The following is a 26975-nucleotide window of genomic DNA, read 5'->3' as shown; positions in this document are numbered from 1 at the left end:
ATGAAAGTGATCGGCAGAATGGTCTGGGGACACGAAATCCGCCGCCGCCATGTGACGGGGGCGGTGGCGGGGCTGTTCGCCCTGATCCTGACGCTGGCCTGGGACCTGCTGCCGGAAGCGGGGTTGCGCTGGGGATTGGCCAAGGCGCTGCGCGGCCTCGGCATGGTCGAGGTCAGCATCGACGACACCGACATCTCGCTGTTCGGCGGCCAGCTCACCGTGCGCAAGATGGTGGCCCAGCCCGCCCTGGGCCGGGCGCTGGGCATCCGCGACTTCGACCTGAAATTCCGCTGGCGGCCGCTGCTGGACCGCCGGCTGGTGCTGGACCGGGTGGCGGCCGAGGGCATCGACCTCGAACTGAAGCGCGCGGAAAGCGGCGGCTTCGTGCTGAACGGCCTGCCGCTGGCGGTGGCGGCGGCGCCCCCCTCGGCCCAGGATGCATCCCCTCCCTGGGGCATCGACGTGGCCGGGCTGGAACTGACCAATTCCCGCCTGAAGGTGATCGACGGCGATTTCACCGCCGACATGGCGGTGGAGCGGCTGCTGGTGGAGAACATCAACAGCCTGCAGCCGGGCCGCGCCGTCTCCTTCACCCTGAAGGGCAGCCTGAACGGCGCCGCCCTGTCGCTGTCGGGCACGCTCCACCCCTTCGCCGCCGAGCCGTCCTTCGCCGTCACCGCCCACGCCCAGGGACTGTCCCTGGCCGATTTCGCCGCCCTGGCCGCCCATTCCGGGCTGGACGGGCTGGCCGGAACCCTCGATTCGTCCCTTGCCGCCGAAGGCAGCCTGACGGCCGAGGGAATGCGCCTCAAGGCCAACGGCCGGCTCGCCGTCGACTCGCCCGCCCTGACCGCACCGGCCGCCGTCAGGGGGGGACGTCTGGACCTGGACCTGGGCCGCTTGAATCTCGACGGCGGCAAGGTGGAGCTGGACGCCCGCGTCAGGGCCGAGGCCCCGGATTTCGCCCTCGGCGGCACCAAGGGCACCGCCGGACGGCTGGACCTGACCCTGGAGGGCCTGTCCTGGGACGGGGCCAAGGCGGGACTGGCCGGCAGCGCGCAAGCCGAAACCCTGGCCGTGTCCGCGCCGGGTGGCGCCGGCTCGGCCGGCAAGCTGGGGCTTGCCCTCAAATCCCTGTCCTGGCAGGACGGCAGGCTGGGGCTGGAAGGCCGGTTGGACGGCGCCGAGCTGGCCGGCAACGGGGACGGCGGCGAGGGAACGGCCGCCAGGCTGAGCCTGGACGCCGCCCGCTTCGACTGGGACGGAAAGCGGCTGGGCTGGCAGGGCGGCCTGAAACTCACCGGCGCCCGCATCAAGGCGGCCGGCCACGACTCCACCCCCGAATCCCTGGACTGGTCCGGACGCTTCGACCTGGACACCGCCGATCTGGCGGGCAAGGCCGAGGGCCGGCTGGCCCTGGGGCCGCTGCGCCTGGGGGTGGGCGACATCCGCACCGCGCTCAAATCCGCCGAAGCCCAGGGAAAGGTGGAATTCGGCAAGGCGGTGTCGGGTGAGTTGCCCAAGGCCCGCATCGAGGGATTGTCGGTGCAGGATTCGGCCCGCAAGGTCGATCTCGCCACCGTGGACAGGATCGAGGCCGAAGGCCTGCGCATGGCCAAGGACGGCGGGGTTTCCGCCGCCCACCTGTCCGCCGAGGGGATCAACGCGCTGCGCAAGGAAGGCCAGGGCGGCTACAACTGGCGTTTGGAGACCAGACGCCTGCGCCTGGACGGGGCGGCCCGCGACGCCGACGGCGACGTGGGCCTGGACGAGGTGCGCATCGACGGCATGCTGGCCCGCGTCAACCGCACGCCGGACGGCTTCACCGGCTTCATCCCCGAGGACAAGGACAAAGGCAAGGCGAAGGCCAAGGAGCCCGCCAAGGACGAGGACGCGCCCGGCATCCGCGTCGGCCGCCTGATCGTGGGCGGCGACAGCCGCGTCAACCTGCGCGACCGCACCATGGCGGAGACGGTGCGCATCGACGTCATGCCGCTGGAGCTCATGGTCGGCAATCTGGACAGCGACGCCCCCGAACGGGATTCCCCGTTCGAGGTCAAGGCGGGGGTGGGACGCGGCACGGTGGCGGCCTCGGGCACCATCCGCCCCTTCGCCGACAAGGTGTCCGGCCGGGTGGACGGCAAGATCACCGCCTTCGAACTGCCGCCGCTGTCGCCCTATCTGGGCGAGGCGCTGGGCGTCAACCTGCAGTCGGGGCATTTCGACGGCACGCTGGGGGTAAGCGCCGACCAGGGCAAGCTGTCGGGCGCGCTGGACGTGGCGCTGTCCAACCTGTTCATCGCCGCCCCCGATCCCAACGCCCCCATCGCCGCCAAGGCCGGCATGCCCATCGAGACGGTGCTGGATCTGCTGCGCGACGGCGAGGACCGCATCCGCCTGTCCCTGCCCATCCGGGGCGACACCGCCAATCCCGACCTGGACATCAGCGACGCGGTGGCCCAGGCGGTGGCCGGGGCGCTGAAATCCACCGTGCTGACCACGCTGAAGCTGGCCTTTCCGGTGGCGGCGCTGATCGAGCTGGCCATGGACGCCGACGACAAGTCCCATCTGGCCCTGGCGCCGCTGGCCTTTGCCCCCGGCATGGACACCCTGGCGCCCGAGCACGAAAAGACCCTGGCGGCAGTGGCCGACCTGCTGAAGGGCCGCCCCGGCCTGAAGCTCACCCTGTGCGGCAAGGCCGACGACAGCGACTGGCCGGTGGTGGCGGCGCGGCGCCGCTCGGCGGAAAAGCCGCTGCTGTCCAGGCTGGAACAGCTGGTCGGCTTCGAGCGCAGCGCCGAATCCTTCGGCCCGCCCGACCGCAATATGCTGGCCGCCCTGGCCCAGCGCCGCACCGACGCGGTGCGCAACATGCTGGTGGACAAGGGCGGCGTCGAGACCGGCCGCCTGTTCGGCTGCCGCCCCATGGTGGAAAAGCCGGAAAAGGGTCCCCGGGTCGAATTGCTTCTGTAGTCAGACCGCCGCCACCCCACGGGCGATGCGGCGGATATGGGCGCGGATCTCGGCCTCGGCGGCGTCCGGGTCGCGGTGGGCGATGGCTTCGACCATGCGGGCATGCTCGTCCACCCGTTCGTCCAGCAGCGCCGGGCGGGCGCCGGGGCGGATGCACATGGCCTTGGCCCGCGCCCACAGGCGCTCGATGATCTTGACCATCACCGCGTTGCCGGCGGCCTGGGCCATCAGGGAGTGGAAGCGGGCGGCCTCGGCGGCGTAATCGTCCAGGGCGCCGCCTTGGATGGCGGCCCGCTGGCGTTCGACCGAGGCGCGCAGCTCCGCCACCTGCCCGGCGCTCGCCCGCTCGGCGGCCAGGCGGGCCGAGGCGCCTTCGAGCACCTCGCGGGTTTCCATGATCTCCATCAGGCCTTCGAGGTCGAAGCCGACGAAGAACACCCCCTGGCGCGGCCGCACCTCAACGATGCCGTCGGCTTCCAGCCGGGCGATGGCCTGCCACACGGGTGAGCGGCTGACGCCCAGCTGGCGGGCCAGATCCTCGACGCTGATCTTGTCGCCGGGCGCGAAGCGCTCGCCGCCCAGCAGCATGTCGCGCAGCGCCGAATAGGCCTGCTCCGCCAGATTGGTCTTGTGCAGCTTCATGCGGCCGATCCTCTCCCCCCCGGTCGAGTGTGCCAAAGCTGGACTCCGGAGGCAAACAGGAATAACGTATCACGTAACATGAAACACGAGGTGGCGTGATGAGCCTGTCCCGGTCCCGACTTCCGTTGCTCCCGATTCCGCTACCCCGCCTCCTGGCCTGGGCCGCGGTGATCGCAGGCGCGGCCATCATCGTCCTCGACCCCTTGCCGGGGACGCAAGGCAAGGTGCTGGGGCTTTCGGTGGCGTTCATCGGGCTGTGGGCCACGGCGGTGATGCCCGAGCCCATCATCGCGGTGTTCTTCTTCACCACGGCCATGCTGCTGAAGGCGGCTCCGTCCTCGGTGGTGTTCGGCGGCTTCCAGTCGGCGGCGCTGTGGCTGGTGTTCGGCGGGCTGGTGATGGGGGTGGCGGTGCGCTCCACCGGCCTGGGCGAGCGGCTGGGGACGCGGCTGTCCCACGCCTTCGGCTCCAGCTATTGGGGCATCATCGGCGGCGTGACCCTGGTGGGGGTCGCCATGGGCTTCCTGATGCCGTCCTCCATGGGCCGCGCCATCCTTTTGATGCCCATCGCCGTGGGGCTGGCCGAGCGCTACGGCTTCGCGCCGGGCAGCAACGGCCGCATCGCGGTGGTGCTGGCCGCCGCCTTCGGCTGCCACGTCCCCACCTTCGCGGTCCTGCCCGCCAACCTGCCCAATCTGGTGCTGGTAGGGGCGTCCGAGACGCTGTGGCACTACACGCCCAGCTACGGCGCCTATCTGCTGCTGCACTTTCCGGTGCTGGGTTTCTTGAAGACCGCCATCATGATTCCGCTGATCGTCACGCTGTGGCCCGACACGCCAAAGCCCGAGGCGGCGGGGCGGGACCTCGGCTCCATGACGCGCCAGGAAGGGCAGCTGTCCCTGCTGCTGGCCGGCGCCCTGGTGCTGTGGGCCACCGACTTCCTCCACCATGTCAGCCCCGCCTGGGTCAGCATGGCGGCCGGCGCCCTGCTGCTGCTGCCCGGCATCGGCCTGGTGGACCGCAAGGCCTTCAACGAGCAGATCAATTACGGTTCCATGTTCTACGTGGCCGGCATCATGGGGCTGGGCGCCATCGTCGACCAGTCGGGACTGGGCGCGCGCCTGGCCGGCGCCATCCTCGACATCCTGCCCCTGGCGCCCGGCCATCAGGCCACCAACTTCACCGCGCTGGCCGTGCTGTCCACAGTGGTCAGCGTCTTCACCACCCTGCCCGGCGGGCCGGCGGTGCTGACCCCCATGGCCGGGCAGATGGCCGAGGCCTCTGGCCTACCCATCGAGGCGGTGCTGATGAGCCAGGTGCTGGGTTTTTCCAACCCCATCCTGCCCTACCAGTCGGCCCCCATGGTGGTGGCCATGCAGCTGGGCGGCGAGCGTCTGGGCCCGGCCCAGACCCTGTGCCTGTGGCTGGCCGGCATCACCATAGTGGTGCTGCTGCCCCTGGACTTCCTGTGGTGGCGGCTGTTGGGGTGGATCTGAGTCCCGGCGATCGAGGGCGATGCCGGGTCAGCGCACCTTGCTGACATAGGCGTTGACTTCGTCGTTGAGGGCCTCGACCACCTTGGACAGCGTCCGGGCGCTCCAGATGACGCGCACCGTGCCGCCGCAGGCCTGGGCGGTGGATTGCGACAGGTGGGCGACGTTCTCGGACACTTCCGAGGCCTTGGCCGCCACCTCGTCGATATGGGCCGAGATGTCGCGGGTCACCGCTTCCTGCTCCTGCACCGCGCCGGCGATGGCGGCCGAAATGCTGTCGATGGTGCGGATGGTGGCGACCACCCCCTCGATGCCCGATGCGGCCGAGCGCGCCGCGTCCTGCACCGCGCCCACCTGGCGCGAGATGTCCTCGGTGGCGCGCGCCGTCTGGTTGGCGAGGTTCTTGACCTCGTTGGCGACCACGGCGAAGCCCTTGCCCGCCTCCCCGGCGCGGGCCGCCTCGATGGTGGCGTTCAAGGCCAGCAGGTTGGTCTGCGCCGCGATGTCGTTGATCAGCTGCACCACCACGCCGATCTGGCTGACCGATTCGGCCAGTCCGTTCATGCGGTCCACGGTCTCGCCGATATCGGATACGGCGGTCTGGGCCACCGAGGCCGATTGGGTGACCTGCTGGGCGATCTCGTTGATGGCCTGGGCCAGCTGGCGGGTGGAGTCCGACACCGCCGAAGCCAGATGGGTGGTGGTGTCCGCCGCCTCGCCCACGGTGATGGAGCGGCCGCCGGCGCTTTCCGAGCGCCCGGCCATGGTCTGGGCGGTGCGGCCGATGCCGGTGGTGGCGCTGGCCACCTGGGAGACCATGTCGTGGACGTTCTTCTCGAAGGCCCGGGTCTCCTGGTCGCGGGCCTCCATGTCGCCCAGCACCTTGTTGATCATCTCGGCGTAGACGCGGTAATCGCCGCGCAATCCCTGGACCGGGATGTAGCGGAAGTATTCCTTGGCGCCGGCCCGCTTCATGGCGGCGCCGGTGTCCTTGGCGAATTCCTCGGTGAGGTCGAGCACGTGGTTGAGGCCGTTCATCATGCGGCCCAGCTCGTCCTTGCGGCCGATGCGCAGCACCCGGACGTTGAGGTCGCCCTGGGCGGCGTGGTGGGCCACCGCCGCGCCGCGCTCGATCAGGCCGAGCACGGCGCCCACCTCGCGGAAGGCGGCGAGCGACACCACCAGCAGGAACAGCCCGGCCAGCCCCAGGACCACCAGCGCACCGCCGGCGAAACCCGCGCCGCCCTCGGTGGCGAACAGCCGCCAGATGGCGGCGATGGCCACCAGCACGATGACGGCCACCGCCGAACCCACCAGGAAGGCGGCGGTATTGGTGCGGCCACGCAGCGTCGGATTGGACATGGCGTTCTCTCCTAGCGGCTGATGGTCATGACCAGACGGTCATAGCTGTCGAAGCCGAGATCGCCGATGGTCTTGACCAGGGCGGCGAAGGACTGCTCCATGCCCTGCTTGCGGTCGGCGGCATTGTTCTCGATGGCCAGCAGGGTCTCGTAGAGCGGCTTGACCGTGGCCACCGCCTCGGCCTTGGGCACCCGGCGGTTGGAATGGTAGCCCACCATCTTGCCGGTCTGGTCGTAGCAGGGGGTGACGTGGGCGAAAACCCAGTAATGATCGCCGTTTTTGGCCCGGTTCAGCACATAGGCGAAGACCTCGTGGCCATCGGCGATGCGGTCCCACAGGAACTTGAAGACGCAGCGCGGCATCCCCGGATGGCGCAGAATCGAGTGGGGGGCGCCAAGAAGCTCTTCCTCGGTATAGCCGCTGATGCCCAGGAAGACATCGTTTGCATAGGTAATTTTTCCTGTCAAATCCGTCTTGGAGACGATGACATCATCCCACTGGAAGGTTCTTTCCACATTGGTCAATGAGCGGTCGATGGCCATGGCGGACCTTCCCAGCCGAAAAATTCTTTGGAATCAATATCGGAAAAGTTCCAACTCCCGCCCTTCGGAGATAGAGCCGACATCGATGAAGCAATGCGAAAGTGTTATGCGCCGCTCATAGTGTCAATCGGCATGTATCCCCAAAATACGTCCACGCCATCACCCGCCGCCGCGCACGCAGCGGGCCGTGTTGTAGATGCGCAAGACATCGCCCTGAGGCCCCGCCCCGCGCGGCAGACGGGACTCGTCGCCGCTTTTCGGGCTGCTGCGCTGGGCACCGGCGCCGTGCACGTCAAGCAGCCGCATCTCGCCCCCGCCGGACTGGGGGCCAAACCCTCCGCCGGGCGGGGGACCGAAGCCGCCGCCGGGCGGGGGACCGCCCATGCGTCCGCCGGGAGGGGGGCCGAAACCACTGCCTTCGGGCGGGGGACCGCCCATGGGACCGCCGCCGCGCCGCCCCATCCAGCCGCCGGCCCGCCCGAAGGCGATGTAGACGGCGAAATCCCCCATCACCCGCCCGTCCAGATGGGTGGTGGAGGTCCAGGCATAGGGCCAGTCGCGCTTTCCCTGGTCGTCGGTGATGGCGGTGATGGCGAAGACCGGAGCGATGGCGGCCGAGCCGGTGACGTCCGGGGCGCGGGTGTAATCGACGATGGAGTGAAGCTCCTTGGCGTCGGGCAGCCGCCAGTCGGCGTGACCGGCGAAATCCAGCCCCGAGCAGAAGGCCAGGGCCTCGCGCCAGTCGAGCCGTCCGTCCCGCCGCGAGGTTCCGGCCATGGCCCGGCGGAAGGCGTCGCCGCCGCTGTCGGCCTGGGTCCAGGTCAGGCCGGTGGCGCGGTCGGTAATGGTGCCGTCGCCGTTGTCGGCGAAGTCGTTGCGGCCGTAATCGGGATTGCCGCGCACGAAGCGGGCGTACCACACCCGCCGCCCCGGCCCGCCGTCCTGGGGATAGCCCTTGATGCGGCCATCGGCGAAATTGACCCCGAAGAACGCCCTGTCGCCGCCCATCACCGTGCCCACATAGGCGGTCCGCGTCAGATACTGGGCGTCGATGAAGCGGCCCTGGGCCGGATATTCGAAGGCGAAGGCGCGGGTGTCGATGTAGGGCCGGGCATCGGCGGGGGCGCCGGTCTGTTCGGGCCGGGCGCTGCCGGTGGAGCCGTCGAAGCGGATCAGCGAATACAGTTCCTTGATGGTGGGAACCCGCCAGTCGGCATGGCCGCCGGTCCGTGCCCCGGCGGCGGCCGCCTCGGCCTCGGCGAAGCCCAGCCTGCGGAATCCCTTCTCCCACATCAGTCCGGTCAGGGGATCGGTGACGGTTCCGTCGCCATTGTCGCGATAGGCCGGCAGAGCCGAACGCCGCTGGCCGTCCTGTCCCCAGAAGGGAGCGCCCCTGGCGGCGGGGCACGGTGCCGCGCCGCGATCGTCATAGCAACCGGTCTGGCCGGTGCCGGCGATGGCATAGGGCCGCTCCGCCCCCCAGGCCGGCTCCAGAAGCATCGCGCTCAGGATCACGGCGGGGACGAGGTGGCGCATGGGATTCCCCTTCGGTCAGACGGAGGCCCGCGGGCGGATGGCGATGAAGGTCATGTCGTCGCGGCAGGGCTGCTCGCCGCGCCAGGCATCGAGGGTGGCGAACAGCTTTTCCTTCTGCTCTTCCAGCGGCAGGTGGGCGAGGCCGCCCAGCGCCTCCTGCAGCCTTTTGCGGCCGAACAGCCGGTGGCTGGGGCCGCCCATGTGGTCGATCAGGCCGTCGGTGTAGAGGTAGAAGATGGCGCCGGGAACGATGGGAATCTCGTGGCTGGCGAAGGTGGCGTCGGGCGGGCTGTCGCGGTAGCCCAGGCTGCGGCGGTCGCCCCGGATGACCTTCATGTGGCCGTCGCTCCACACCATCAGCGGCAGGTTGGCGCCGGCGAAGGTGGCGATCCTCCGCCCCTGGTCGAAGACGCAGATGGCGGCGTCCAGGCCATCGTCGGCGGGGGCGTCGGCCCGGTCCTGGCGCAGCGCCGACTTCACCAGGAAATTGAGCAGTGCCAGGATCACCGCCGGGTCGTCATGGCCGTGATGGTGAAGGATGCGGGCCAGAATCGACGACACCACGGCGGTCATGAAGGCACCCGGCACGCCATGGCCGGTGCAGTCCATCACCGCCACCACCGTCTTGTCGCCGAAAGTGCCGGTCCAGTAATAGTCGCCGCCCACGATGTCGAAGGGCCGCCAGCCCACGGTGAACTCGGCCACCGCGCCCTCCAGCGCCGCCGTGTCGGGCAGCAGGGCCGTCTGGATGCGGCTGGCGTAGCGGATGCCGTCGGAAATGAAGCGGTTGGCCTTTTCCAGATCGGCGTTGGCCCGCTCCACCCCTTCCTTCTGCTGCTCCAGTTCCCGGGTCCGCTCATGCACCCGCTGCTCCAGGTCGCGGGCCWGGGCGGCCAGCGCCCCTTCCGCCGCATCGCGGCCGTCCAGGCCGCGCTGGGATTCCATCAGCAGGGCGTTGACGTTGCGCACCAAGAGGCCCAGTTCGTCCCCCGCATGCCGACGGGGCAGGTCGATCAGCGACGCCCCGGGCCGGGCCGGGTCCACCTTGGCCACCGCATGGCCGATCTTCAGCAGCGGCTTGGTGATCAGGCCGTAGAACACCGCCACCACCAGCAGGCACAAGACGATGGTGCGCGCCACGCCCGATGCGGCGCTGGCCGTCACATGGTCGAGATAGCGGTTGAGCAGCAGCGCCGGGTCCAGCCGCAGTTCCAGCTTGCCCACATCGCTGGCGGTTTCCTTCATGCGGGTCTGGAGCAGAAGCGAATGTTGGGCCACATCGCCGAACAGCCGTTCGGCCAGTCCGGGAAAGGCGGTGGTGCCGGGGGGACGGCGGACCTGGCCCAGCACGTCGCCGAAATTGTCGGTCAGCCGCGCCTCGGCCACCATGGGGTCCAGCCCCAGGCCGCCCACCACCTCGCCGGCCAGGTCGTGGCTCAGCATGTAGGCCGCCTCCACCGCCATGCCGCGCACCAGGGCGAGGTCGGCCTTGCTGCCCTCCACCACCTCGCGGCGCATGCGCTGGTAATCGGCGGACAGATCCCAGATGCCCGAGGCGACGCCGAGGCCCAGGGCGATCAACAGCGTCGCCACCGCCTGCTTGAAGGACAGGCCACGGAACGTGCCGATATGGCTGGTTCTCGACGGGGGAGGAGGGGTCGCGACGTTCACCGGTCAGGCTCTCGAAAGAAAGCGATACGGCCTCCATGATAAACAAGGCTGCGGCCCTGTCACGTTCATTCGCCCAACCCGCCGGCGCCGCCCGCCGGACACCCCGTCTGGTCAGACCACTGGCCGAATGAAGACAATGGCGAGATAAGTATTCAAACGCTTGTTTGCATCCTGATCGCCCGCCGGGAAATCCGCATTCCCTTGCGCATTAAATAAACCAGGAACTTTTATAAGGATTCTTCTTGTCATTGCAGATCAGCACCATATTAATACGGCCCCGACAGCCGATGTCACATAACGTCACAATCTTGGTGGGAGTGTGAATTGCGTATCACGCTCAATACTTGCCTGGTATTGATGCCCATCACCGGCCCGTGCCTCCCATGAGCGGCCGCGACACCCCCATGGACGAAGCCCATGCCTGGCTGGTGGAGGTGGTGGCGGGCACCCCGGTTCCCACCTTCGTGATCGATTCCCGGCACCGGGTCACCCACTGGAACCGCGCCTGCGAGCTGGTGACCGGCACGGCGGCCGCGGATGTGGTGGGAACCGACCGGGCCTGGGTTCCGTTCTATCCCGCCGCCCGCCCGGTGATGGCCGACCTGATCATCGACGGCACCATGGAGCGCGAGGTCGAGCATTATTATTCCGGCAAGTACCGGCGTTCCGCCGTGGTGGAGGGCTCGTGGGAGGCGGAGGATTTCTTCCCCCACTTTCCCGGCGGCGGCAAGTGGCTGGCCTTCACCGCCACCGCCCTGCACGACGGCACGGGAAAGGTGGTGGGCGCGGTGGAGACCCTGCGCGACATCACCCACGAGAAGCGGGCCGAGCAGGCGCTTAAGGAAAGCGAGCACCGGCTGGCCGCCATCGTCGACGGCTGCCCGGTGCCGCTGTTCGTCATCGACGAGAACCACAAGGTCACCCACTGGAACCGCGCCTGCGAGGCGATCATCGGCGTGCCCGCCGCCCAGATGCTGGGAACCAGCGACCAGTGGCGGGCCTTTTACGCCCATCCCCGCCCGGTGATGGCGGATCTGGTGGCCGACGGCAATGACGAGAAGTCCATCGCCCAGCTCTATTCCGGCAAGTACCACCCGTCCACCCTGATTCCCGGCGCCTGGGAGGCGCTGGACCACTTCCCCCACTTCCGCGCCGGCGAACGCTGGCTGGCCTTCACCGCCGCGCCGCTGAAAGGTCTGGACGGCCACAATGCCGGCGCGGTGGAAACCCTTCAGGACGTCACCGCCCAGAAGCTGTCCGAAGCCCGCCTCAGCCACCAGGCCACCCATGACGAGCTGACCGGGCTGGCCAACCGGGCGCTGCTCACCGACCGCCTGACCCACGCGCTGACCCATGCCCGGCGCGACGGCTCGCTGCTGGCCCTGGTGTTCATCGATCTCGACCATTTCAAGGTGGTGAACGACACCCTGGGCCATCGGATCGGCGATGAACTGGTCCGCGTGGTGGCACGGCGCATCGCCGCCTCGGTGCGTGAAGGCGACACCGTGGCGCGCATCGGCGGCGACGAGTTCGTGGTGCTGCTGTGCGCCCCCGAATCCGAGGATGTGGTGGCCGAGGTGGTCACCCGCCTGATCGCCGAGGTGTCGCGCACCGTGACGGTCGAGGGCCATGAATTGTGCGTCGGCTGTTCGGTGGGCATCTCGCTCTATCCCCGCGACGGCGCCGATTCCGCCACGCTGCTGATGCATGCCGACGCCGCCATGTACCGGGCCAAGGACAGCGGGCGGTCCACCTTCCACTTCTTCACGCCCGAGATGAACGAGCGCGCCACCGAGCGCCTGGGCCTGGAGCGCGACCTGCGCCACGCCCTGGAGCGCGACGAACTGCGCCTTTTGTTCCAGCCCCAGGTGGACTTGGCGTCGGGACAGGTGGTAGGCGCCGAGGCGCTGCTGCGCTGGGACCATCCGCGCGAAGGGCTGGTGATGCCGTCGCGCTTCATTCCCGTCGCCGAGGAATCCGGCCTGATCGTTCCCATCGGGCGCTGGGTGCTGGAACACGCCTGCCGCCTGGGCCACAGCTGGACCAATGCGGCCGGGCGCGATCTGCGCATCTCGGTCAACCTGTCGCCACGCCAGTTCCGCGCCAAGGGGCTGGCCCGCGAGGTGGAGACCATCCTGCAATCCCATGGCGGCGGGCGGCTGTGCCTGGAGCTGGAGCTGACCGAGAGCACCGTCATGCACGACGCCGACGAGGCGGCCGCCATCCTGCGCAAGCTCAAGGACATGGGGGTGCGGCTGTCCATGGACGATTTCGGCACCGGCTATTCGTCCCTGGCGTACCTGCGCGACTTTCCCTTCGACATGATCAAGATCGACCGGTCGTTCGTGGATTCGCTCCACCGCGGAAGAGGCGGCGAGGCCATCGTGCGCGCCGTGGTGGGACTGGCCCGCTCGCTGGATCTGGGCGTCATCGCCGAGGGCGTGGAAACCGAGGCGCAGAAGGAGTTCCTGACGCGCGAGGGCTGCGACGAGATGCAGGGTTTCCTGTTCTCGCGCCCCATTCCCGCCGAAGCCTTCGTCACCCTGCTGCGCAATCCTCCGCCAGGCTGACCGCCAGACCGCCCCATTCCGAGCGGCCAAAGGAAAGCGAAAGCCCGCCCAGGGCCGCCAGATCGGCGACGATGGCCAGCCCCAGGCCCGAGCCCGGAACGCTTTCGTCCAGGCGGATGCCGCGCCGGGCGGCGGCTTCGGCCTGCTGGGACGACAGGCCCGGCCCGTCGTCCTCCACCGTGATCCGCCCGCCGATGGCCGTGACCCTGACCCGGGCCTTGGCCCATTTGCAGGCGTTGTCCATCAGGTTGCCGATCATCTCGGCCAGATCGTCGGCCTCGCCGGCCAGATCGGCCTCGGGCGGGCAGTCGACGGCGATCTCCAGACGGCGGTCGGCGTGGACCTTGCGCAGGGCTCCGGCCAGATCGGCCAGCAGCGGGGCCAGCGTCACCCGCCGCCCCACCGCCCGCGACGACGAGACGTCGGAAGCCGCGCGGGCCAGATGCAGGTCGATCAGCCGCGTCACCCGTTCGATCTGCGGCGCCGCCTGGGGCACGCCGCCGCATTCGGCGCGCAACACCGCCAGCGGCGTCTTCAGCGCATGGGCCAGATTGCCCAGATGGTTGCGGGCGTGGCGGATCAGCCGCTCGTCGTGGTCCAGCACCCGGTTCATGGACTCCACCAGCGGGGCGATTTCCGCCGGATAGGCGCCGCCCAGGCGCGCCCCCCCCTTCGTCAGCTCGTCCAGCTCGCCCTCGAGACGGCGCAGCGGCTTCAGGCCATAGCCCACCTGCACCACCACCGCGACCAGCAGCCCCAGCCCCAGCCCGCCCAGCGACAGGACCAGCAGCAGGCGGAAGCGCCCGATCTCGGCATCCAGATCGGCGCGGTCGGCGGCCACCGCCACATGCAGGCGCTGGCCGTTCTCGCCCAGGGCCAGATCGCGCTCCATCACCTCCAGGATCTGGCCGCGCGGCCCCGTCTCGCGGCGGATATGCAGGGCGCCGGGCTCCACTTCCGCCGCCACCGCCAGGGCGGCGTCCCACAGCGAGCGCGAGCGCGCCTTGACGTCGCCGTCACCAGACACCTGCCAGTACCAGCCGGAATAGGGCTGCTCGAAGCGCGGCTCGCCCACCGGACGGCCCACGGCGATACGTCCGTCCTCGGCCGTCTCGACCAGGGCCAGCAGGGCGCGCAGATGGGTGTCGAGGCGGCGGCAGAAGGCCTGCTCGGCGCTGTCGGCGAAGGCGTGGTTCAACACCAGTCCACCCGCCGCCAGGGCCAGCATGATCCAGGCCCCCGCCCCCAGGATCAGACGGCGGCGAAGGGATTCAGGCTTCGCCACCCGGGGCCTCCATGCGCCAGCCCTGTCCCCGCAGGGTGTGGATCACATCGACGCCCAGCTTGCGGCGGATGCGCGCCACCAGCACGTCCAGCACGTTGGAATCGGGGTCGGCGTCACGGTCGTAGACGTGCTCCACCAGTTCCGAGCGACTGACCACCCGGCCCTGGTGATGAGCGAGGTAGGAGAGGATGCGGAATTCCTGGGCGGTGAGCGCCACCGGCAGCCCGTCGCGGCTGACCTTGCCGCCGATGGTATCGATGCGCAAGGGACCGCAGGCGATCTCGGGCGAGGCGTGGCCGGCGGCACGGCGGATCAGGGCGCGGACCCGGGTGACCACCTCTTCCATCTCGAAGGGCTTGGTGACGTAATCGTCGGCCCCGGCATTGAAGGCCTGGGACTTTTCCGCCCAGCGGGCGCGGGCCGTCAGCACCATCACCGGCATGGTCCGCCCGGCTTCGCGCCAGCGGCCCAGCACGGTGATGCCGTCGATCCTGGGCAGGCCGAGGTCGAGGATCACCGCGTCATAGGCCTCGGTGTCACCCAGATGCCAGCCGTTTTCGCCGTCATAGGCGGTGTCCACCGCGAAGCCCGCCGCCTCCAGGGCGCGTTCCAGCGCCAGGGTCAATTGCGGCTCGTCCTCGACGACAAGAACCCTCATCGCTTCTCCTTGACCTTGAGGCGTGTGCCATCGGCGGCGTCATAGTAGAGCTTCAGCAGGCGCCCGTCGCGGGTCAGGCGCTTGATCTCGTAGACCCGGCGGCCGTGCTTGTCCTCCAGCTCGGCCTCGATCAGCTCGCCGGGATAGTCGCGGTCCACCTGCTCGAGAATACGCTCGAGCGGCAGGATCTCGCCCGCCTGCACCGCACGGCGGATGCGGTCGTGGTCGTCCCCCGCCCAGGCGGGGAGGCAGACCAGGAACAGCAGGACGGCGGCAATGGCTTTCATGTCCAAATCATCGCGCCCAATGCATGAACGGCGGATGAACCGGCGGGTCACGCCCGGTTCAGGGGGCTTGTTCCATCCTGTCGCCAGATAAGTTTCCGAACAAGGAGTTCCCCCATGCTGACCCGCATGATCATCCATGGCCTGATGGCCGCCCTGATCGTCGCCGGTGGCGCCTTTGCCTACGCCGCCAACGTCCAGCCGGTATCCTTCTCCTCGCACCAGGAGCACCACTGATGAACGCCCGGTGGGAATTCCGCCTGTTGCGCCTGTGGCACGCCGCCCTGGCCGGAGGCTTCCTGGTGGCCTATGTCACCGCCGACGAGGACACCTACGCCATGCATGTGTTCTCGGGCTATTGGGTGGTGGGCGCTATTCTGCTGCGCCTGGCGCTCGCCATGATCGGCTCGTCCACCGGGCCGCTGGCGATTCCCAAGCCCCGCCTCGCCTGGGCCAGGCCCGGCCGCAACCCGCTGTTCGCCTGGATGGCCGCCATCCTGATCGCCGGCATGGCGGTGGCCGGAGTGACCGGCATCGCCGCCGATGTCGTTCCGCCGCTCGAGGATCTGCATGAAGGGCTGGCCGAGGCCTCCCTGTGGCTGGTGCTGGCCCATGCCGCCATCATCGCCTGGATCTTCCAGGGCCGCCGGGTGCGCGAGATGCTGAAGGGCGCCACCCCCGCTTTGCTGGTCCTCGCCCTGCTGGCCGCACCCGCCGCCTTCGCCGCCGACGCCGCCCGCGACGCCATCAAGGCGACCTATGCCCGCCAAGCCGGACCGGGCTTTGCCGGCTTCTCGGCGGAACGCGGCCGGGCGCTGTTCGAATCGAAGAACACCGCCAGCCCCGATTACGCCTCGTGCACCACCTGCCACACCTCGGACCCCACCCGCTACGGCCAGCACGCCAAGACCGGCCGCGCCATCCAGCCGGTGGCGGTCTCGGCCAATCCCAAGCGCTTCACCGACGCGGCCAAGGTGGAGGAGCGCTTCGAGCGCGACTGCCAGACGGTGCTGGGCCGGGCCTGCACCGCCACCGAGAAGGGCGACTACATCGCCTACATGGAGAGCAAATGATGAAACGGATCGTCCTGGCGGCGGTTTTCAGCCTCGCCGCCCTTCCCGCCCTGGCCGACCGGGTCCGCCCGGTCACCGATCCCGAAACCCTGGCGGCGTGCGGAGAGTGCCACATGGCGTTCCAGCCCGCCTTCCTGCCCGCCCGGTCCTGGGACCGCATGATGGGCCAGCTCTCCGACCATTTCGGCGACAACGCCGCCATGGCCGCCGACAAGACCGGGCGCATCCGCAAGGTGCTGATGGACGGCGCCGCCGACACCGGCGGCGGCAAGGCGGGGTCCAAGGCCCTGAAGGGCGTTGCCCAAGGGGACGTACCCCTGCGCATCACCGAACTGCCGCGCTTCCAAAAGAAACACGACCGTATCGCCGAGCGCGAATGGAAGCGGCCCGAGGTGAAGAGCAAGGCCAACTGCCCCGCCTGCCACAAGGGCGCCGAGGCCGGCCTCTACGACGACGACTGACGTTAAGGCGGTCCGCGCTCCCCCTTCCGGCGGGCCGCCGGGCGGGGCCGGGTTCGGGGGAGGATGAGCCCTCGGATCCGGCCCCGGGCCTATTCGATCCACTCGCCCTTGTAGACGCCCCAGATCTCGTCGCGCTTGAACCAGCCCTGAATCTGGTTGATCTCGACGCGGCAGAAATCCCGGTTGCGCGGGCATTGCAGCAGGCGGCCCAGCACGCCGGCATCCACCAGGGCCAGGGTATCGGCGCTGTCGGAATCGCCGCCGCGCAGGGTGCGCTGGCTGCCGATCACCACCATCATGCGCCGGCCCGACAGCATGGATTGGTGCACCCAGCCCTCGGTGCCCTGCCAGTCGCGGATCTTGCGCCACGCCTCGAACTCGGCGATCACCTCGACGGGCAGGTCCTTGCGCGAATAGATCCAGTCGATGGGGTAGCGCTGCCCCGGCCCGGCCCGCAGATTGACCTCGTCCGAGCGAAGCGAGACGAAACGGGGCAGCGGCAGGCCGCTGGCCTCGCCGGCCAGGGCGGCGGGCGCAAGACAGGTCAGCACGGCCGCAAGCGCGCCCGCCCCTATTTTCCGCATCAACGCCCTCCCCAACTTCGGCAAGCCATCCTCCCTCCGGCGGCGTATTATAGAGTGTCCCGGCCCGACCCGGTCAAGGCGGCCGGAGGTTTGCGATTTAAAGAAGGTCCAACTGGCCTCTGGACAAGGTGTCTGCGAGTTGCTAGGTCGATAGGGAAACGTTCCGGGAGGAAACAGGACATGCCGCACAAGAAGCCCGTCGTCGTGGTCAGCCGCAAGCTGCCCGACGCCATCGAAACCCGGATGATGGAACTGTTCGACACCCGCTTGAACGTCGACGATCATCCCATGACCAAGACCGAGCTGATCGAGGCCGTCAAGATCGCCGACGTGCTGGTCCCCACCGTGACCGACCGCATCGACGCCGGCATCCTGTCCAATGCGGGCCCCAACCTGAAGCTGGTGGCCAATTTCGGCACCGGTGTCGATCACATCGATCTGGCCACCGCGCGGCAGCGGGGCATCACCGTCACCAACACCCCGGGCGTGCTGACCGAGGACACCGCCGACATGGCCATGGCGCTGATCCTGTCGGTGCCGCGCCGCATCGCCGAGGGCGAGCGCCTGATCCGCTCGGGCGACTGGAAGGGCTGGAGCCCGACCCACATGCTGGGCCACCGCATCTGGGGCAAGCGCCTCGGCATCATCGGCATGGGCCGCATCGGCCAGGCGGTGGCGCGCCGCGCCAAGGCCTTCGGCATGTCCATCCACTACCACAACCGCAAGCGCGTGCACCCCGACATCGAGACCGAGCTGGAGGCCACCTACTGGGAGAGCCTGGACCAGATGCTGGCCCGCATGGACGTGGTCACCGTCCATTGCCCGCACACCCCGGCCACCTTCCACCTGCTGTCGGCGCGCCGCCTGGAACTGCTGCCCAAGCACGCCTATGTGGTCAACACCGCGCGCGGCGAGATCGTCGACGAGAACGCGCTCACCCGCATGCTGATCCGCGGCGACCTGGCGGGCGCCGGTCTCGACGTGTTCGAGCACGAGCCGGCGGTCAACCCCAAGCTGCTGGCCCTGGACAACGTGGTGCTGCTGCCCCATCTGGGCTCGGCCACCATCGAGGGCCGCATCGACATGGGCGAGAAGGTGCTGGTCAACATCAAGACCTTCGCCGACGGCCACCAGCCGCCGGACCGCGTGCTGGCCTCCATGTTCTAAGCGGCCAAGATCAAAGCAAAGCCCCCCGAAGCGACGCTTTCGGGGGGCTTTTTCGTCGGGTGGCTCAGTGATGCATCATCATGCCGCCGTGACGGCCGGGGCCGCCGGGGCCGAAGCCGCCGTGGCCGCCGGTCCCGCCCATGATCTCGTCGGCGATCTTCTGCTGTTCCAGGGACAGGGTGGCGTAGAAATCCTTCATGGCGGGCACCAGCTTGCGCAGGGATTCGGCGCGGGCCTCGGCCACCTGCTGCATGCGGGTCATGCGCTCAGGGACGGTGGCGAACCTGGTGGGATCGACCTTGTCCTCGCACATCTGCCGCATGGGGGCGGCGGCCTCCTTCATGGTCTCGCCCAGGCGCTTGAACTCGGCCTTCTGGGTATCGGTCAGCTTCAGCTTGACCTCGTTATAGGCCATGCGGGCGGCCATGCGGGCTTCCATGTCATAGCACATGCGGCTCATGCGCTCGAAATTGGCGGCCTTCGGGCTGGAGGCCGGTTCGGCGGCGCGGGCCACGTTCACCAGGGCGGCAAGGCCCAGCACGATGGCGACGGAGGCGGTGATCAGGGTAATGCGGCTCATCAAGGCACCTGTGAACGGGTGGATCGGAATGACACCGTTCTACAGGGGCCGCGTAACCGGAGAATGTCGCCGGAAGGGCAAAATGGTAACAGCGGGTAACTGCGCTCAGATGAACAGCAGGCCGCCGGTCTTGGACGCGTCGGCCAGGAAGGTCACCACGCCGCCCTTGGCGACGGGGACGTCGGGGCGAAGCGAATCGGGGTCCATGCCCAGGGCCTTCAGGCCCATCTCGCAGACCATGAAGGTGACGCCTAAGGCCACGCAGGCTTCCAGCAATTCCTCGAAACGGCCCACGCCCTTGGCCTTGAAGCCGTCGTCCACCCACTTGGCGGCGCGGCCGTCCGAGCATTTGAGCCGCGTCCAGGCGGGCTGGCCGTCGGGCAGCGGCTTTTCCAGCACCCGGCCCGCCCACATGGTGAAGAACAGCGTCACCGGCGTGTTGGAGGCGATGGCGGCGGCGGCCATCACCAGGGCGTAGTGGATGCGGTCGAAATCGCCCGAGAACACCACGATGGACAGCTTGTCGGGCCCACTGCGGCCCTCGGCCGCAGGAACTCGATCCGATGGGTTGCGTTCAGCCGCAGACATTGGCGGTGCTCCCATGGGCAGAAAGGTCGGTGATGGTGGGGTGGTCGCCGCATAAGGGACAGCCGGGGTCCCTGGGCACCCGCACGGTGCGCCACGCCACCGACAGGGCGTCGTAGATCACCAGCTTGCCCGCCAGCGATTCGCCGATGCCCAGCAATTCCTTGATCACCTCGGTGGCCTGCATGGCCCCCATGGTGCCGGCCATGGCGCCCAGCACCCCGGCGCTGGAACAGGTGGGGACATGGCCTTCGGGCGGCGGCTCGCGGTAGATGCAGCGATAGCAGGGGCCGCCGGGTCGGTAGGTGGACAATTGCCCGTCGAAGCGCAGGATGGCCGCCGACACCAGGGTCTTGCCCTCGAGCCTGGCCGCGTCGTTGACCAGGAAACGGGTGGGGAAGTTGTCGGAGCCGTCGGCGATCACCTGGAAATCGCGAAAGATCGCCCGTGCATTGTCCCTGTCCAGGCGCTGGCGGATGGGCACCACCTTGACGTCCGGATTGATCCCGGCCACCGCTTCCGCCGCGCTGTCCACCTTGGGCGTACCCACGCTCGAGGTGCGGTGGATGATCTGGCGCTGCAGGTTGGACAGCTCCACGTCGTCGTCGTCGATCACTCCGATGGTTCCCACCCCGGCGGCGGCGAGATACAGGATCACCGGCGAGCCCAGGCCGCCCGCCCCGATCACCAGGGCCGAAGAGTTCAGCAGCTTCGCCTGGCCCACGCCGCCCACCTCCGGCAGGATGATGTGGCGGGCGTAGCGGTGGATCTGCTCCTCGGTGAAGTCCATTGGCAAAGCCCTTTTGAAAACCGTCACCCCCGGGCTTGGCCCGGGGGTCCATGGATGGCCGGGTCGAGCCCGGCCATGACGATTATACAAGAAGGTGCCGGACCGACCCTAGACCTGATCGAACAGGGCGGTGGACAGGTAGCGTTCGGCGAAGCTGGGGATGATGGCGACGATCAGCTTGCCGGCGTTCTCGGGGCGCGAGCCCAGTTCCAGGGCGGCAGCGATGGCCGCGCCCGACGAGATGCCCACCGGAATACCTTCCAGCTTGGCGGCCTTGCGGGCGGTGGAAAGCGCCGTCTCGTTGCCGATCTGCAGAATCTCGTCGATCACGCCTTTGTCCAGGATGTCCGGCACGAAACCGGCGCCGATGCCCTGGATCTTGTGCGGGCCGGGGGCGCCGCCCGACAGGACCGGGCTGTCCTCGGGCTCCACCGCCACCAGCTTCAGGCCCGGCTTGCGCGCCTTGAGCACATGGCCGATGCCCGAGATGGTGCCGCCGGTGCCGACGCCCGACACGACGATGTCCACCTTGCCGTTGGTGTCGTTCCAGATCTCCTCGGCGGTGGTGCGCTCGTGAATGGCCGGGTTGGCGGCGTTCTTGAACTGCTGCGGCATGATGGCGCCCGGCGTGGAGGCCAGAAGCTCCTCGGCCTGACGCACCGCGCCGGTCATGCCCTTGGACGCCGGGGTCAGCACGATCTCGGCGCCGAGCAGCTGCAGCATCTTGCGGCGCTCCAGCGACATGCTTTCCGGCATGCACAGCACCAGCTTGTAGCCCTTGGCGGCGGCGACGAAGGCCAGGGCGATGCCGGTGTTGCCCGAGGTCGGCTCGATGATGGTGCCGCCCGGCTTGAGCTGGCCCGACACCTCGGCCGCTTCGATCATGGCGAAGCCGATGCGGTCCTTGACCGAGGCCAGCGGATTGAAGAACTCCAGCTTGCCGACGATGTCGGCCTTCGAGCCGGATTCGGCGGCCATGCGCTTGAAGCGCACCAGCGGCGTGGCGCCGATGGTGTCGATGATGCTGTCGTAAATCTTGCCGCGGAAGGCGGGGGCGGAAGTGGTCATCTGAAATTCCCCACAACGTTTGTGTAGTACGGTGATTAACTACATCGTATCAAGGTTAGATGATGAAGTCCAACTTCTGATGCGCCTCGCTGGGGATGCCGCCCTTGTAGGCGCGCATGCACAGCTCGTCGATGGAGATGGCGTCCAGGCGGGACATGATCTCCTCGGTCAGATCACCCCACATGGGGCGGATGACGTTCTTGCCCAGCTCGGAGGCCGGCATGTCCTGGTAGGGATCCTCGGCGGTTTCCAGGGCGCGGACCACGCGCACCACCTCGCCCACCGAGATGCGGCGGCGTTCCCGCGCCAGGCGGTAGCCGCCCCGGGGACCGCGCACGCCCACCAGCAGGCCGGCGCGCACCAGCTGCTGCAGGGTCTGTTCCAGATAGCGCCGCGGGATGCCCTGGCGCCTTGTGATCTCGCGGCTCTGCACCGGTTCACCGCCGGCGTGGTAGGCGATGTCGAGAACCGCCTCGATGGCGAACAGCATTTTCTTCGACGGACGCAGCATGCCCTATTCCTTCTTCCCCGTTCCCGTCGAGCCGAAGCCCCCCGCCCCCCTGGCGGTGTCGTCCAAACTTTCCACCTCGCGCCATGCCGCCCGCGACACCGGCGCGATCACCATCTGGGCGATGCGCATGCCGCGTGAGATGGCGAAGGCGTTCTGGCCCAGATTGACCAGGATGACGCCCACCTCGCCCCGGTAATCGGCGTCGATGGTACCGGGCGCGTTCAAGACGGTGATGCCGTGCTTGGCGGCAAGCCCTGAGCGCGGCCGCACCTGGGCCTCGAAGCCTTCGGGCAGGGCGATGGCGAAGCCGGCGGGAATCACGGCGCGCTCGCCGGGGCCCAAGGTGATGTCGGCGGGAATGCAGGCCATCAGGTCCATTCCGGCCGCATGCGCCGTCTCGTAGGCCGGCAGGGGCAGATCGGCGGCGTGTTCCAGGCGCTTGATGGAGACAGGGATCGGTTTACTCATCGTACCGCCCTCACGGTTTTCGTCATCCCGGACGAGCATCGCGAGATCCGGGATCCATGATGCCCGCGGGAAGATGGATCCCGGCTCGCGCCTTCGGCTTGGCCGGGATGACGGCAAAGGATAGTCATCACATCTTCCCCAAAGCCTTGGCGATTCGTTCGGCCAGCCGGCGCGCCACCTCGTCCTTGCCCAGGACGGGCCAGGAATCCGTTCCCGCGCCATCGATGACGTGCACGGTATTGGATTCTCCGCCGAAGGTGCCGCTGCCTTCCGACACGTCGTTGGCGACGATCCAGTCGCAGCCCTTGCGCGCCCGCTTGTCGGCGGCGTGTTCCAGCAGCTTCTCCGTCTCGGCGGCGAAGCCCACCACCAGACGGGGCCGCGCCGCCCCTTCGGCCTTGGACACGGTCATCAGGATGTCGGGATTGGGGGTGAGCTCGATGGTGGGCGGCGGATCGCCCACCTTCTTCTTGCGCTTCTCGGTGGCGCGGTTGGCCACCGTCCAGTCGGCGACGGCCGCCGCACACACCACCACGTCGGCGGGCAGGGCGCCACGCACCGCGTTCAGCATCTGGATGGCGCTTTCCACCTTCACCACCCGTACGCCGGCGGGGTCGGCAATGGTCACCGGGCCGCTGACCAGGGTGACCTCGGCCCCCATTGCGGCCAGGGCGGCGGCGATGGCGTGGCCCTGCTTGCCCGAGGAGCGGTTGGCGATGAAGCGCACCGGGTCGATGGCTTCATGGGTCGGGCCGCTGGTGACCACGGCCCGGACCCCCTTCAGCGGACCGTCGGACAGCATGGATTCGATGGCGGCCAGAATCTCGGCGGGCTCGGCCATGCGCCCCGCCCCCACCTCGCCGCAGGCCAGGTCGCCGGCCCCGGGGCCGACGCGGGTCACCCCGCGCGATTCCAGAATCGCCATGTTGGCCTTTGTCGCCGCATGCTCCCACATCATGGTATTCATGGCCGGCGCCACCAGCACCCGCTTGTCGGTGGCGAGAAGCGCGGTCGAGGCCAGATCGTCGGCGATGCCGGCGGCCATCTTGGCCAGCAGGTTGGCGGTGGCCGGGGCCACCACCACCAGATCGGCTTCCCGCGACAGCCGGATATGGCCCATCTCGGCCTCGTCGGTGAGCGAGAAGGTCTCCTGATAGACCTTGTCGCCCGACAGCGCCGCCACCGACAGCGGCGTGACGAAATTGGCCCCGCCCCTGGTCAGGATGCAGCGCACGGCGCAGCCCCGGTCCTTCAGGCGGCGGATCAGCTCCAGCGACTTGTAGGCGGCGATGCCGCCCGAGATGATGAGAAGAACCCGCCTGCCATCCAGCACTGTGAAGCCTCGAAAAAATACGGTGGCGTTGTGTGGATAACCGTAGCGGGTGCGACGCGGTGGTGCAAGGGGGGAGTCGGCTCCCCGTTCCCGCCTACTCCACGTCTTCGTCGTCGATCATGACCGTGCGGCAGGTCTTGCTGGCGTTCTTGCGGCAATTGGCCAGGGCGTCCTCGATTGCCGCCTCCACGGTCTTCTGGCCGCTCCGCCAGCCATAGGCGCCGTCGCGGCTGACGGCAAACGCCTTGTGGTCAGAGGCGTCCAGGAACTTGCGGAACGATTCCTTGCCCTTGGCGTTCAGATAAGGGGGATAGGAAACGGCGCTCTCGTCGCGGCTGGGCAGCAGACGGTCCACCAGGGTCAGGTGCTGGTGCGCCAGGAAGTCGTCCACGTAGCGCGTCCAGATGGGCTGGCCCTTTTCCGAGAACAGGCTGTGCCCGTCCGCACCGAAGGGAGCGGCGGCGATGAATTCGGCCCTTCCGCCCGCCCCGGTGAAGGCGCCGTGGAACTGCCGCGCCAGATTGGGCCCGAAAAAGCGGTCGTTCTCGGCATAGACCCACAGCATGGGAACGCGCGACGTCTTGCCGAAGGTGCCGAAGGCCTCCACCAGCCGGGCGGGAACGCAGACCTCGTCGGGACGGACCGAGCCCCTGCCGCCGGCGAAGCTGATGGCGGCGACCAGGCCGGGAGGCGGATCGGCGGTGAGCGCCACGGTGGCCAGGCCGCCCGCCGAACGCCCCACGCTGAGAATGCGCGACGAATCCACATAGGGCTTGTCGGACATGGCGCGGATCACCGCCCGAATGTCCTCTGCCGATCGCCGGCCCGAAGTGACGTAGTCGGGCGAGGCGCATTTGCCGCTGCTTTCCACGTATTCGCCTTCGGACTGGCCGTAGCCGCGCCGCATGAAGGTGACCACCACCCAGCCCCTTCGGGCGAATTCGCGGGCCTGGGCGCGCATGGCGCCGGGGCTCATGGCCTCGCGGTCGGCTGCGTCGCGGGGCGCGCCGTGGCTGAGCACCGCCAGGGGATGGCGCAGGCGATCGTCGGGACGGATGATCAGCGCGTCGAGGGTGACCTCCCCCCCACCCTTGGAGAACGTCACCGCCAGGCCGCCGGACTCTTCGACCAGCCCGGCCCGGGCAGCGGAGGCAAAACCGACGAACAGGGCGAGAAAGGCGATGGCGAACGTCTTCATGGCGCCTCCAAAGGGCATGCCGAAGATCAAAGAGTAGACGGTTCGGGGTGATTGAAAAGAAAAACCCCCCTCCCGTCACCGGGAGAGGGGTTTCGCCTAACGCATTTGGCGTCGGTTGGCCGGACTTAGAAGTCCATGCCGCCCATGCCGCCCATGCCACCCATGCCGCCCATGTCGCCGCCGGGCATGCCGCCCACGTCCTTCTTCGGACGCTCGGCGATCATGGCTTCGGTGGTGATCAGCAGGCCGGCCACGGAAGCCGCGTCCTGCAGGGCGGTGCGCACGACCTTGGTCGGGTCGATGATGCCGGCCTTGATCATGTCGGTGTAGACACCGGTCTGGGCGTCGAAGCCGAAGGCCAGGTCGGCGGACTCGCCGATCTTGCCGGCGACCACGGCGCCGTCATGGCCGGCGTTCTCGGCGATCTGACGCACCGGAGCCTGAAGGGCGCGACGGACGATGCCGATGCCCACTTCCTGGTCGGCATTGCCGGACTTCAGGCCTTCCAGGGCCTTGACGGCGTGCAGCAGAGCGACGCCGCCGCCCGGGACGATGCCTTCCTCGACCGCGGCGCGGGTGGCGTGCAGCGCGTCGTCAACGCGGTCCTTGCGCTCCTTCACCTCGATCTCGGACGCGCCGCCGACCTTGATGACGGCCACGCCGCCGGCCAGCTTGGCCAGACGCTCCTGCAGCTTCTCGCGGTCGTAGTCCGAGGTGGTCTCCTCGATCTGCGCACGGATCTGCTTGCAGCGGGCGTCGATGTCGCCCTTCTTGCCCGAGCCGTCGACGATGGTGGTGTCTTCCTTGGTGATGGTGATGCGCTTGGAGGTGCCCAGCATGGCCAGGTTGACGCTCTCCAGCTTGATGCCCAGGTCCTCGGAGATCACTTGGCCACCGGTCAGGATGGCGATGTCTTCCAGCATGGCCTTGCGACGGTCGCCGAAGCCGGGGGCCTTCACCGCCGCGACCTTCAGGCCGCCGCGCAGCTTGTTGACCACCAGGGTGGCCAGGGCCTCGCCCTCGATGTCCTCGGCGATGATCACCAGCGGACGGCCGGACTGAACCACCTGCTCGAGCACGGGCAGCAGGGGCTGCAGGCCCGACAGCTTCTTCTCGTGCAGCAGGATGTAGGGGTTGTCCAGCTCACAGGTCATCTTCTCGGCGTTGGTCACGAAGTACGGGCTGGTGTAGCCACGGTCGAACTGCATGCCCTCGACCACGTCCAGCTCGGTGTCCAGGCCCTTGGCTTCCTCGACGGTGATGACACCCTCGTTGCCGACCTTTTCCATGGCCTTGGCGATCATGTCGCCGATTTCCTTCTCGCCGTTGGCGGAGATGGTGCCGACCTGGGCGATCTCGGCATTGGTGGCGACCTTGCGCGAACGCGACTTCACGTTCTCGACCACGGCGGCCACGGCGAGATCGACGCCGCGCTTCAGGTCCATGGGGTTGAGGCCGGCGGCCACGGCCTTGACGCCCTCGCGGACGATGGCCTGGGCCAGCACGGTGGCGGTGGTGGTGCCGTCACCGGCCAGATCGGCGGTCTTCGAGGCCACTTCGCGCACCATCTGGGCGCCCATGTTCTCGAACTTGTCGGCCAGCTCGATCTCCTTGGCGACGGTGACGCCGTCCTTGGTGATGCGGGGCGCGCCGAACGACTTCTCGATGACCACGTTGCGGCCCTTGGGGCCCAAGGTGACCTTCACCGCGTCGGCGAGAATGTCGACGCCGCGCAGCATGCGGGTGCGGGCATCGGTGGAGAACTTGACTTCCTTGGCAGCCATTTGTCTGAACCTCTATCGAATTCTAAGGATTAGCCGAGAATGCCGAGAATGTCGGATTCCTTCATGATCAGCAGCTCTTCGCCGTCGACCTTCACCTCGGTGCCGGACCACTTGCCGAACAGCACGCGGTCGCCGGCCTTGACGTCGAGCGCCACCAGCTTGCCGTCATCGCCACGGGTACCGGAGCCCACGGCCACCACTTCGCCCTGCATGGGCTTTTCCTTGGCGGTGTCGGGGATGATGATGCCGCCGGCGGTCTTCTCTTCGGCGTCGAGGCGCTTGACCAGCACACGGTCATGGAGCGGACGGAACTTCATTTCGGGAATTACCTCCGTGAGACGTTTCGATCTGCCGGGG

25 protein-coding genes are annotated in these 26975 nt (G+C 68.5%); 6 read left to right on the top strand and 19 right to left on the bottom strand.

Translation table 11 applies throughout. The annotated features are described in order from the left end of the window. A complete protein-coding gene (locus WV31_RS14290) occupies window positions 1-2973 on the top strand; it encodes a DUF748 domain-containing protein (protein WP_085375585.1) in 2973 nt (990 codons plus the stop codon). On the opposite strand, the gene WV31_RS14285 is transcribed toward WV31_RS14290, so the two are convergent. Continuing rightward, window positions 2974-3615, bottom strand: coding sequence for a GntR family transcriptional regulator (locus tag WV31_RS14285; RefSeq protein WP_085374201.1), 642 nt, complete (start codon window positions 3613-3615; stop codon window positions 2974-2976). Between the two features lie 98 nt (window positions 3616-3713). Here WV31_RS14285 and WV31_RS14280 point away from each other — a divergent pair, with 98 nt between their 5' ends. Then, complete coding sequence (locus tag WV31_RS14280; RefSeq protein WP_085374200.1) at window positions 3714-5111, top strand: SLC13 family permease; 1398 nt, start codon at window positions 3714-3716, stop codon at window positions 5109-5111. 27 nt (window positions 5112-5138) lie between these two features. Here the strand turns inward: WV31_RS14280 and WV31_RS14275 are convergent, their stop codons facing one another. The 4 genes from WV31_RS14275 to WV31_RS14260 all read right to left on the bottom strand — a co-directional run bounded on the left by WV31_RS14275 (window position 5139) and on the right by WV31_RS14260 (window position 10219). Continuing rightward, window positions 5139-6470, bottom strand: coding sequence for a methyl-accepting chemotaxis protein (locus tag WV31_RS14275; RefSeq protein ID WP_085374199.1), 1332 nt, complete (start codon window positions 6468-6470; stop codon window positions 5139-5141). A gap of 11 nt (window positions 6471-6481) precedes the next feature. After that, window positions 6482-7012, bottom strand: coding sequence for a PAS domain-containing protein (locus tag WV31_RS14270; RefSeq protein WP_085374198.1), 531 nt, complete (start codon window positions 7010-7012; stop codon window positions 6482-6484). A gap of 159 nt (window positions 7013-7171) precedes the next feature. Continuing rightward, window positions 7172-8548: an Lcl C-terminal domain-containing protein gene (locus WV31_RS14265; protein WP_085374197.1), complete on the bottom strand. Its 1377-nt coding sequence runs from the start codon at window positions 8546-8548 to the stop codon at window positions 7172-7174. Between the two features lie 15 nt (window positions 8549-8563). Further along, the gene (locus WV31_RS14260) at window positions 8564-10219 is read right to left on the bottom strand and encodes a SpoIIE family protein phosphatase (protein ID WP_237051300.1); all 1656 of its coding nucleotides are present in this window, start codon (window positions 10217-10219) and stop codon (window positions 8564-8566) included. Between the two features lie 383 nt (window positions 10220-10602). Here WV31_RS14260 and WV31_RS14255 point away from each other — a divergent pair, with 383 nt between their 5' ends. Next, on the top strand, window positions 10603-12789 hold the full coding sequence (locus WV31_RS14255) for a putative bifunctional diguanylate cyclase/phosphodiesterase (RefSeq protein WP_085374196.1): 2187 nt from the start codon (window positions 10603-10605) through the stop codon (window positions 12787-12789). Here WV31_RS14255 and WV31_RS14250 read toward each other — a convergent pair. The 3 genes from WV31_RS14250 to WV31_RS14240 are packed head-to-tail and all read right to left on the bottom strand — an operon-like array spanning window position 12758 to window position 15019. Continuing rightward, the gene (locus WV31_RS14250; RefSeq protein WP_145980873.1) at window positions 12758-14074 is read right to left on the bottom strand and encodes a sensor histidine kinase; all 1317 of its coding nucleotides are present in this window, start codon (window positions 14072-14074) and stop codon (window positions 12758-12760) included. The two genes, WV31_RS14255 and WV31_RS14250, sit on opposite strands and share 32 nt — an antisense overlap. After that, window positions 14061-14732, bottom strand: a complete 672-nt coding sequence (locus WV31_RS14245) for a response regulator transcription factor (protein ID WP_085374195.1) — start codon at window positions 14730-14732, stop codon at window positions 14061-14063. Before WV31_RS14245 ends, WV31_RS14250 begins: the two co-directional genes overlap by 14 nt. Then, window positions 14729-15019: a PepSY domain-containing protein gene (locus WV31_RS14240; RefSeq protein ID WP_085374194.1), complete on the bottom strand. Its 291-nt coding sequence runs from the start codon at window positions 15017-15019 to the stop codon at window positions 14729-14731. Before WV31_RS14240 ends, WV31_RS14245 begins: the two co-directional genes overlap by 4 nt. A gap of 233 nt (window positions 15020-15252) precedes the next feature. Between WV31_RS14240 and WV31_RS14235 the strand changes: the two genes are divergently transcribed. Then, window positions 15253-16089 carry a DUF1924 domain-containing protein gene (locus WV31_RS14235; protein ID WP_085374193.1) on the top strand — a complete coding sequence of 279 codons (837 nt, stop codon included), beginning with the start codon at window positions 15253-15255 and terminating at the stop codon, window positions 16087-16089. Continuing rightward, window positions 16089-16550 carry a diheme cytochrome c gene (locus tag WV31_RS14230; RefSeq protein ID WP_085374192.1) on the top strand — a complete coding sequence of 154 codons (462 nt, stop codon included), beginning with the start codon at window positions 16089-16091 and terminating at the stop codon, window positions 16548-16550. The genes WV31_RS14235 and WV31_RS14230 overlap by 1 nt, the downstream gene beginning before the upstream one ends. Window positions 16551-16639: 89 nt before the next feature. Here WV31_RS14230 and WV31_RS14225 read toward each other — a convergent pair whose 3' ends face one another. Continuing rightward, a complete protein-coding gene (locus tag WV31_RS14225) occupies window positions 16640-17134 on the bottom strand; it encodes an SH3 domain-containing protein (RefSeq protein ID WP_085374191.1) in 495 nt (164 codons plus the stop codon). Window positions 17135-17314: 180 nt separating this feature from the next. On the opposite strand from WV31_RS14225, the gene WV31_RS14220 reads away from it, so the two are divergent. Continuing rightward, entirely contained in the window at window positions 17315-18301 is a 987-nt protein-coding gene (locus tag WV31_RS14220; protein ID WP_085374190.1) for a 2-hydroxyacid dehydrogenase, read from the top strand. A gap of 64 nt (window positions 18302-18365) precedes the next feature. Here the strand turns inward: WV31_RS14220 and WV31_RS14215 are convergent, their stop codons facing one another. The 10 genes from WV31_RS14215 to groES all read right to left on the bottom strand — a co-directional run bounded on the left by WV31_RS14215 (window position 18366) and on the right by groES (window position 26935). Beyond that, on the bottom strand, window positions 18366-18881 hold the full coding sequence (locus WV31_RS14215; RefSeq protein WP_085374189.1) for a Spy/CpxP family protein refolding chaperone: 516 nt from the start codon (window positions 18879-18881) through the stop codon (window positions 18366-18368). A 105-nt stretch (window positions 18882-18986) separates the two neighbouring features. Further along, on the bottom strand, window positions 18987-19469 hold the full coding sequence (locus WV31_RS14210) for a DsrE/DsrF/DrsH-like family protein (RefSeq protein WP_085374188.1): 483 nt from the start codon (window positions 19467-19469) through the stop codon (window positions 18987-18989). Beyond that, a complete protein-coding gene (locus WV31_RS14205; protein WP_085374187.1) occupies window positions 19456-20256 on the bottom strand; it encodes a HesA/MoeB/ThiF family protein in 801 nt (266 codons plus the stop codon). Before WV31_RS14205 ends, WV31_RS14210 begins: the two co-directional genes overlap by 14 nt. 108 nt (window positions 20257-20364) lie before the next feature. Next, window positions 20365-21324, bottom strand: coding sequence for a cysteine synthase A (cysK, locus tag WV31_RS14200; RefSeq protein ID WP_085374186.1), 960 nt, complete (start codon window positions 21322-21324; stop codon window positions 20365-20367). A gap of 55 nt (window positions 21325-21379) precedes the next feature. Then, on the bottom strand, window positions 21380-21835 hold the full coding sequence (locus WV31_RS14195) for an RrF2 family transcriptional regulator (RefSeq protein ID WP_085374185.1): 456 nt from the start codon (window positions 21833-21835) through the stop codon (window positions 21380-21382). A gap of 3 nt (window positions 21836-21838) precedes the next feature. After that, window positions 21839-22303, bottom strand: coding sequence for a dUTP diphosphatase (gene dut / locus WV31_RS14190; protein WP_085374184.1), 465 nt, complete (start codon window positions 22301-22303; stop codon window positions 21839-21841). Between the two features lie 127 nt (window positions 22304-22430). Then, entirely contained in the window at window positions 22431-23636 is a 1206-nt protein-coding gene (gene coaBC, locus WV31_RS14185) for a bifunctional phosphopantothenoylcysteine decarboxylase/phosphopantothenate--cysteine ligase CoaBC (RefSeq protein WP_085374183.1), read from the bottom strand. A gap of 94 nt (window positions 23637-23730) precedes the next feature. Continuing rightward, window positions 23731-24834, bottom strand: coding sequence for a CocE/NonD family hydrolase (locus WV31_RS14180; protein ID WP_085375581.1), 1104 nt, complete (start codon window positions 24832-24834; stop codon window positions 23731-23733). Between the two features lie 125 nt (window positions 24835-24959). Beyond that, window positions 24960-26618 (bottom strand): chaperonin GroEL, encoded by a 1659-nt coding sequence (gene groL, locus WV31_RS14175; protein WP_085374182.1) that lies wholly within the window; start codon window positions 26616-26618, stop codon window positions 24960-24962. 29 nt (window positions 26619-26647) lie between these two features. Beyond that, window positions 26648-26935, bottom strand: a complete 288-nt coding sequence (groES, locus tag WV31_RS14170; protein ID WP_085374181.1) for a co-chaperone GroES — start codon at window positions 26933-26935, stop codon at window positions 26648-26650. Window positions 26936-26975: the final 40 nt, after the last annotated feature.

This window comes from Magnetospirillum sp. ME-1 (genome assembly GCF_002105535.1).
In the GTDB taxonomy this organism is placed as follows: domain Bacteria; phylum Pseudomonadota; class Alphaproteobacteria; order Rhodospirillales; family Magnetospirillaceae; genus Phaeospirillum.
The sequence above is the reverse complement of the archived record's forward strand: the minus strand, read 5'-3'. Positions and strand labels throughout refer to the sequence as shown.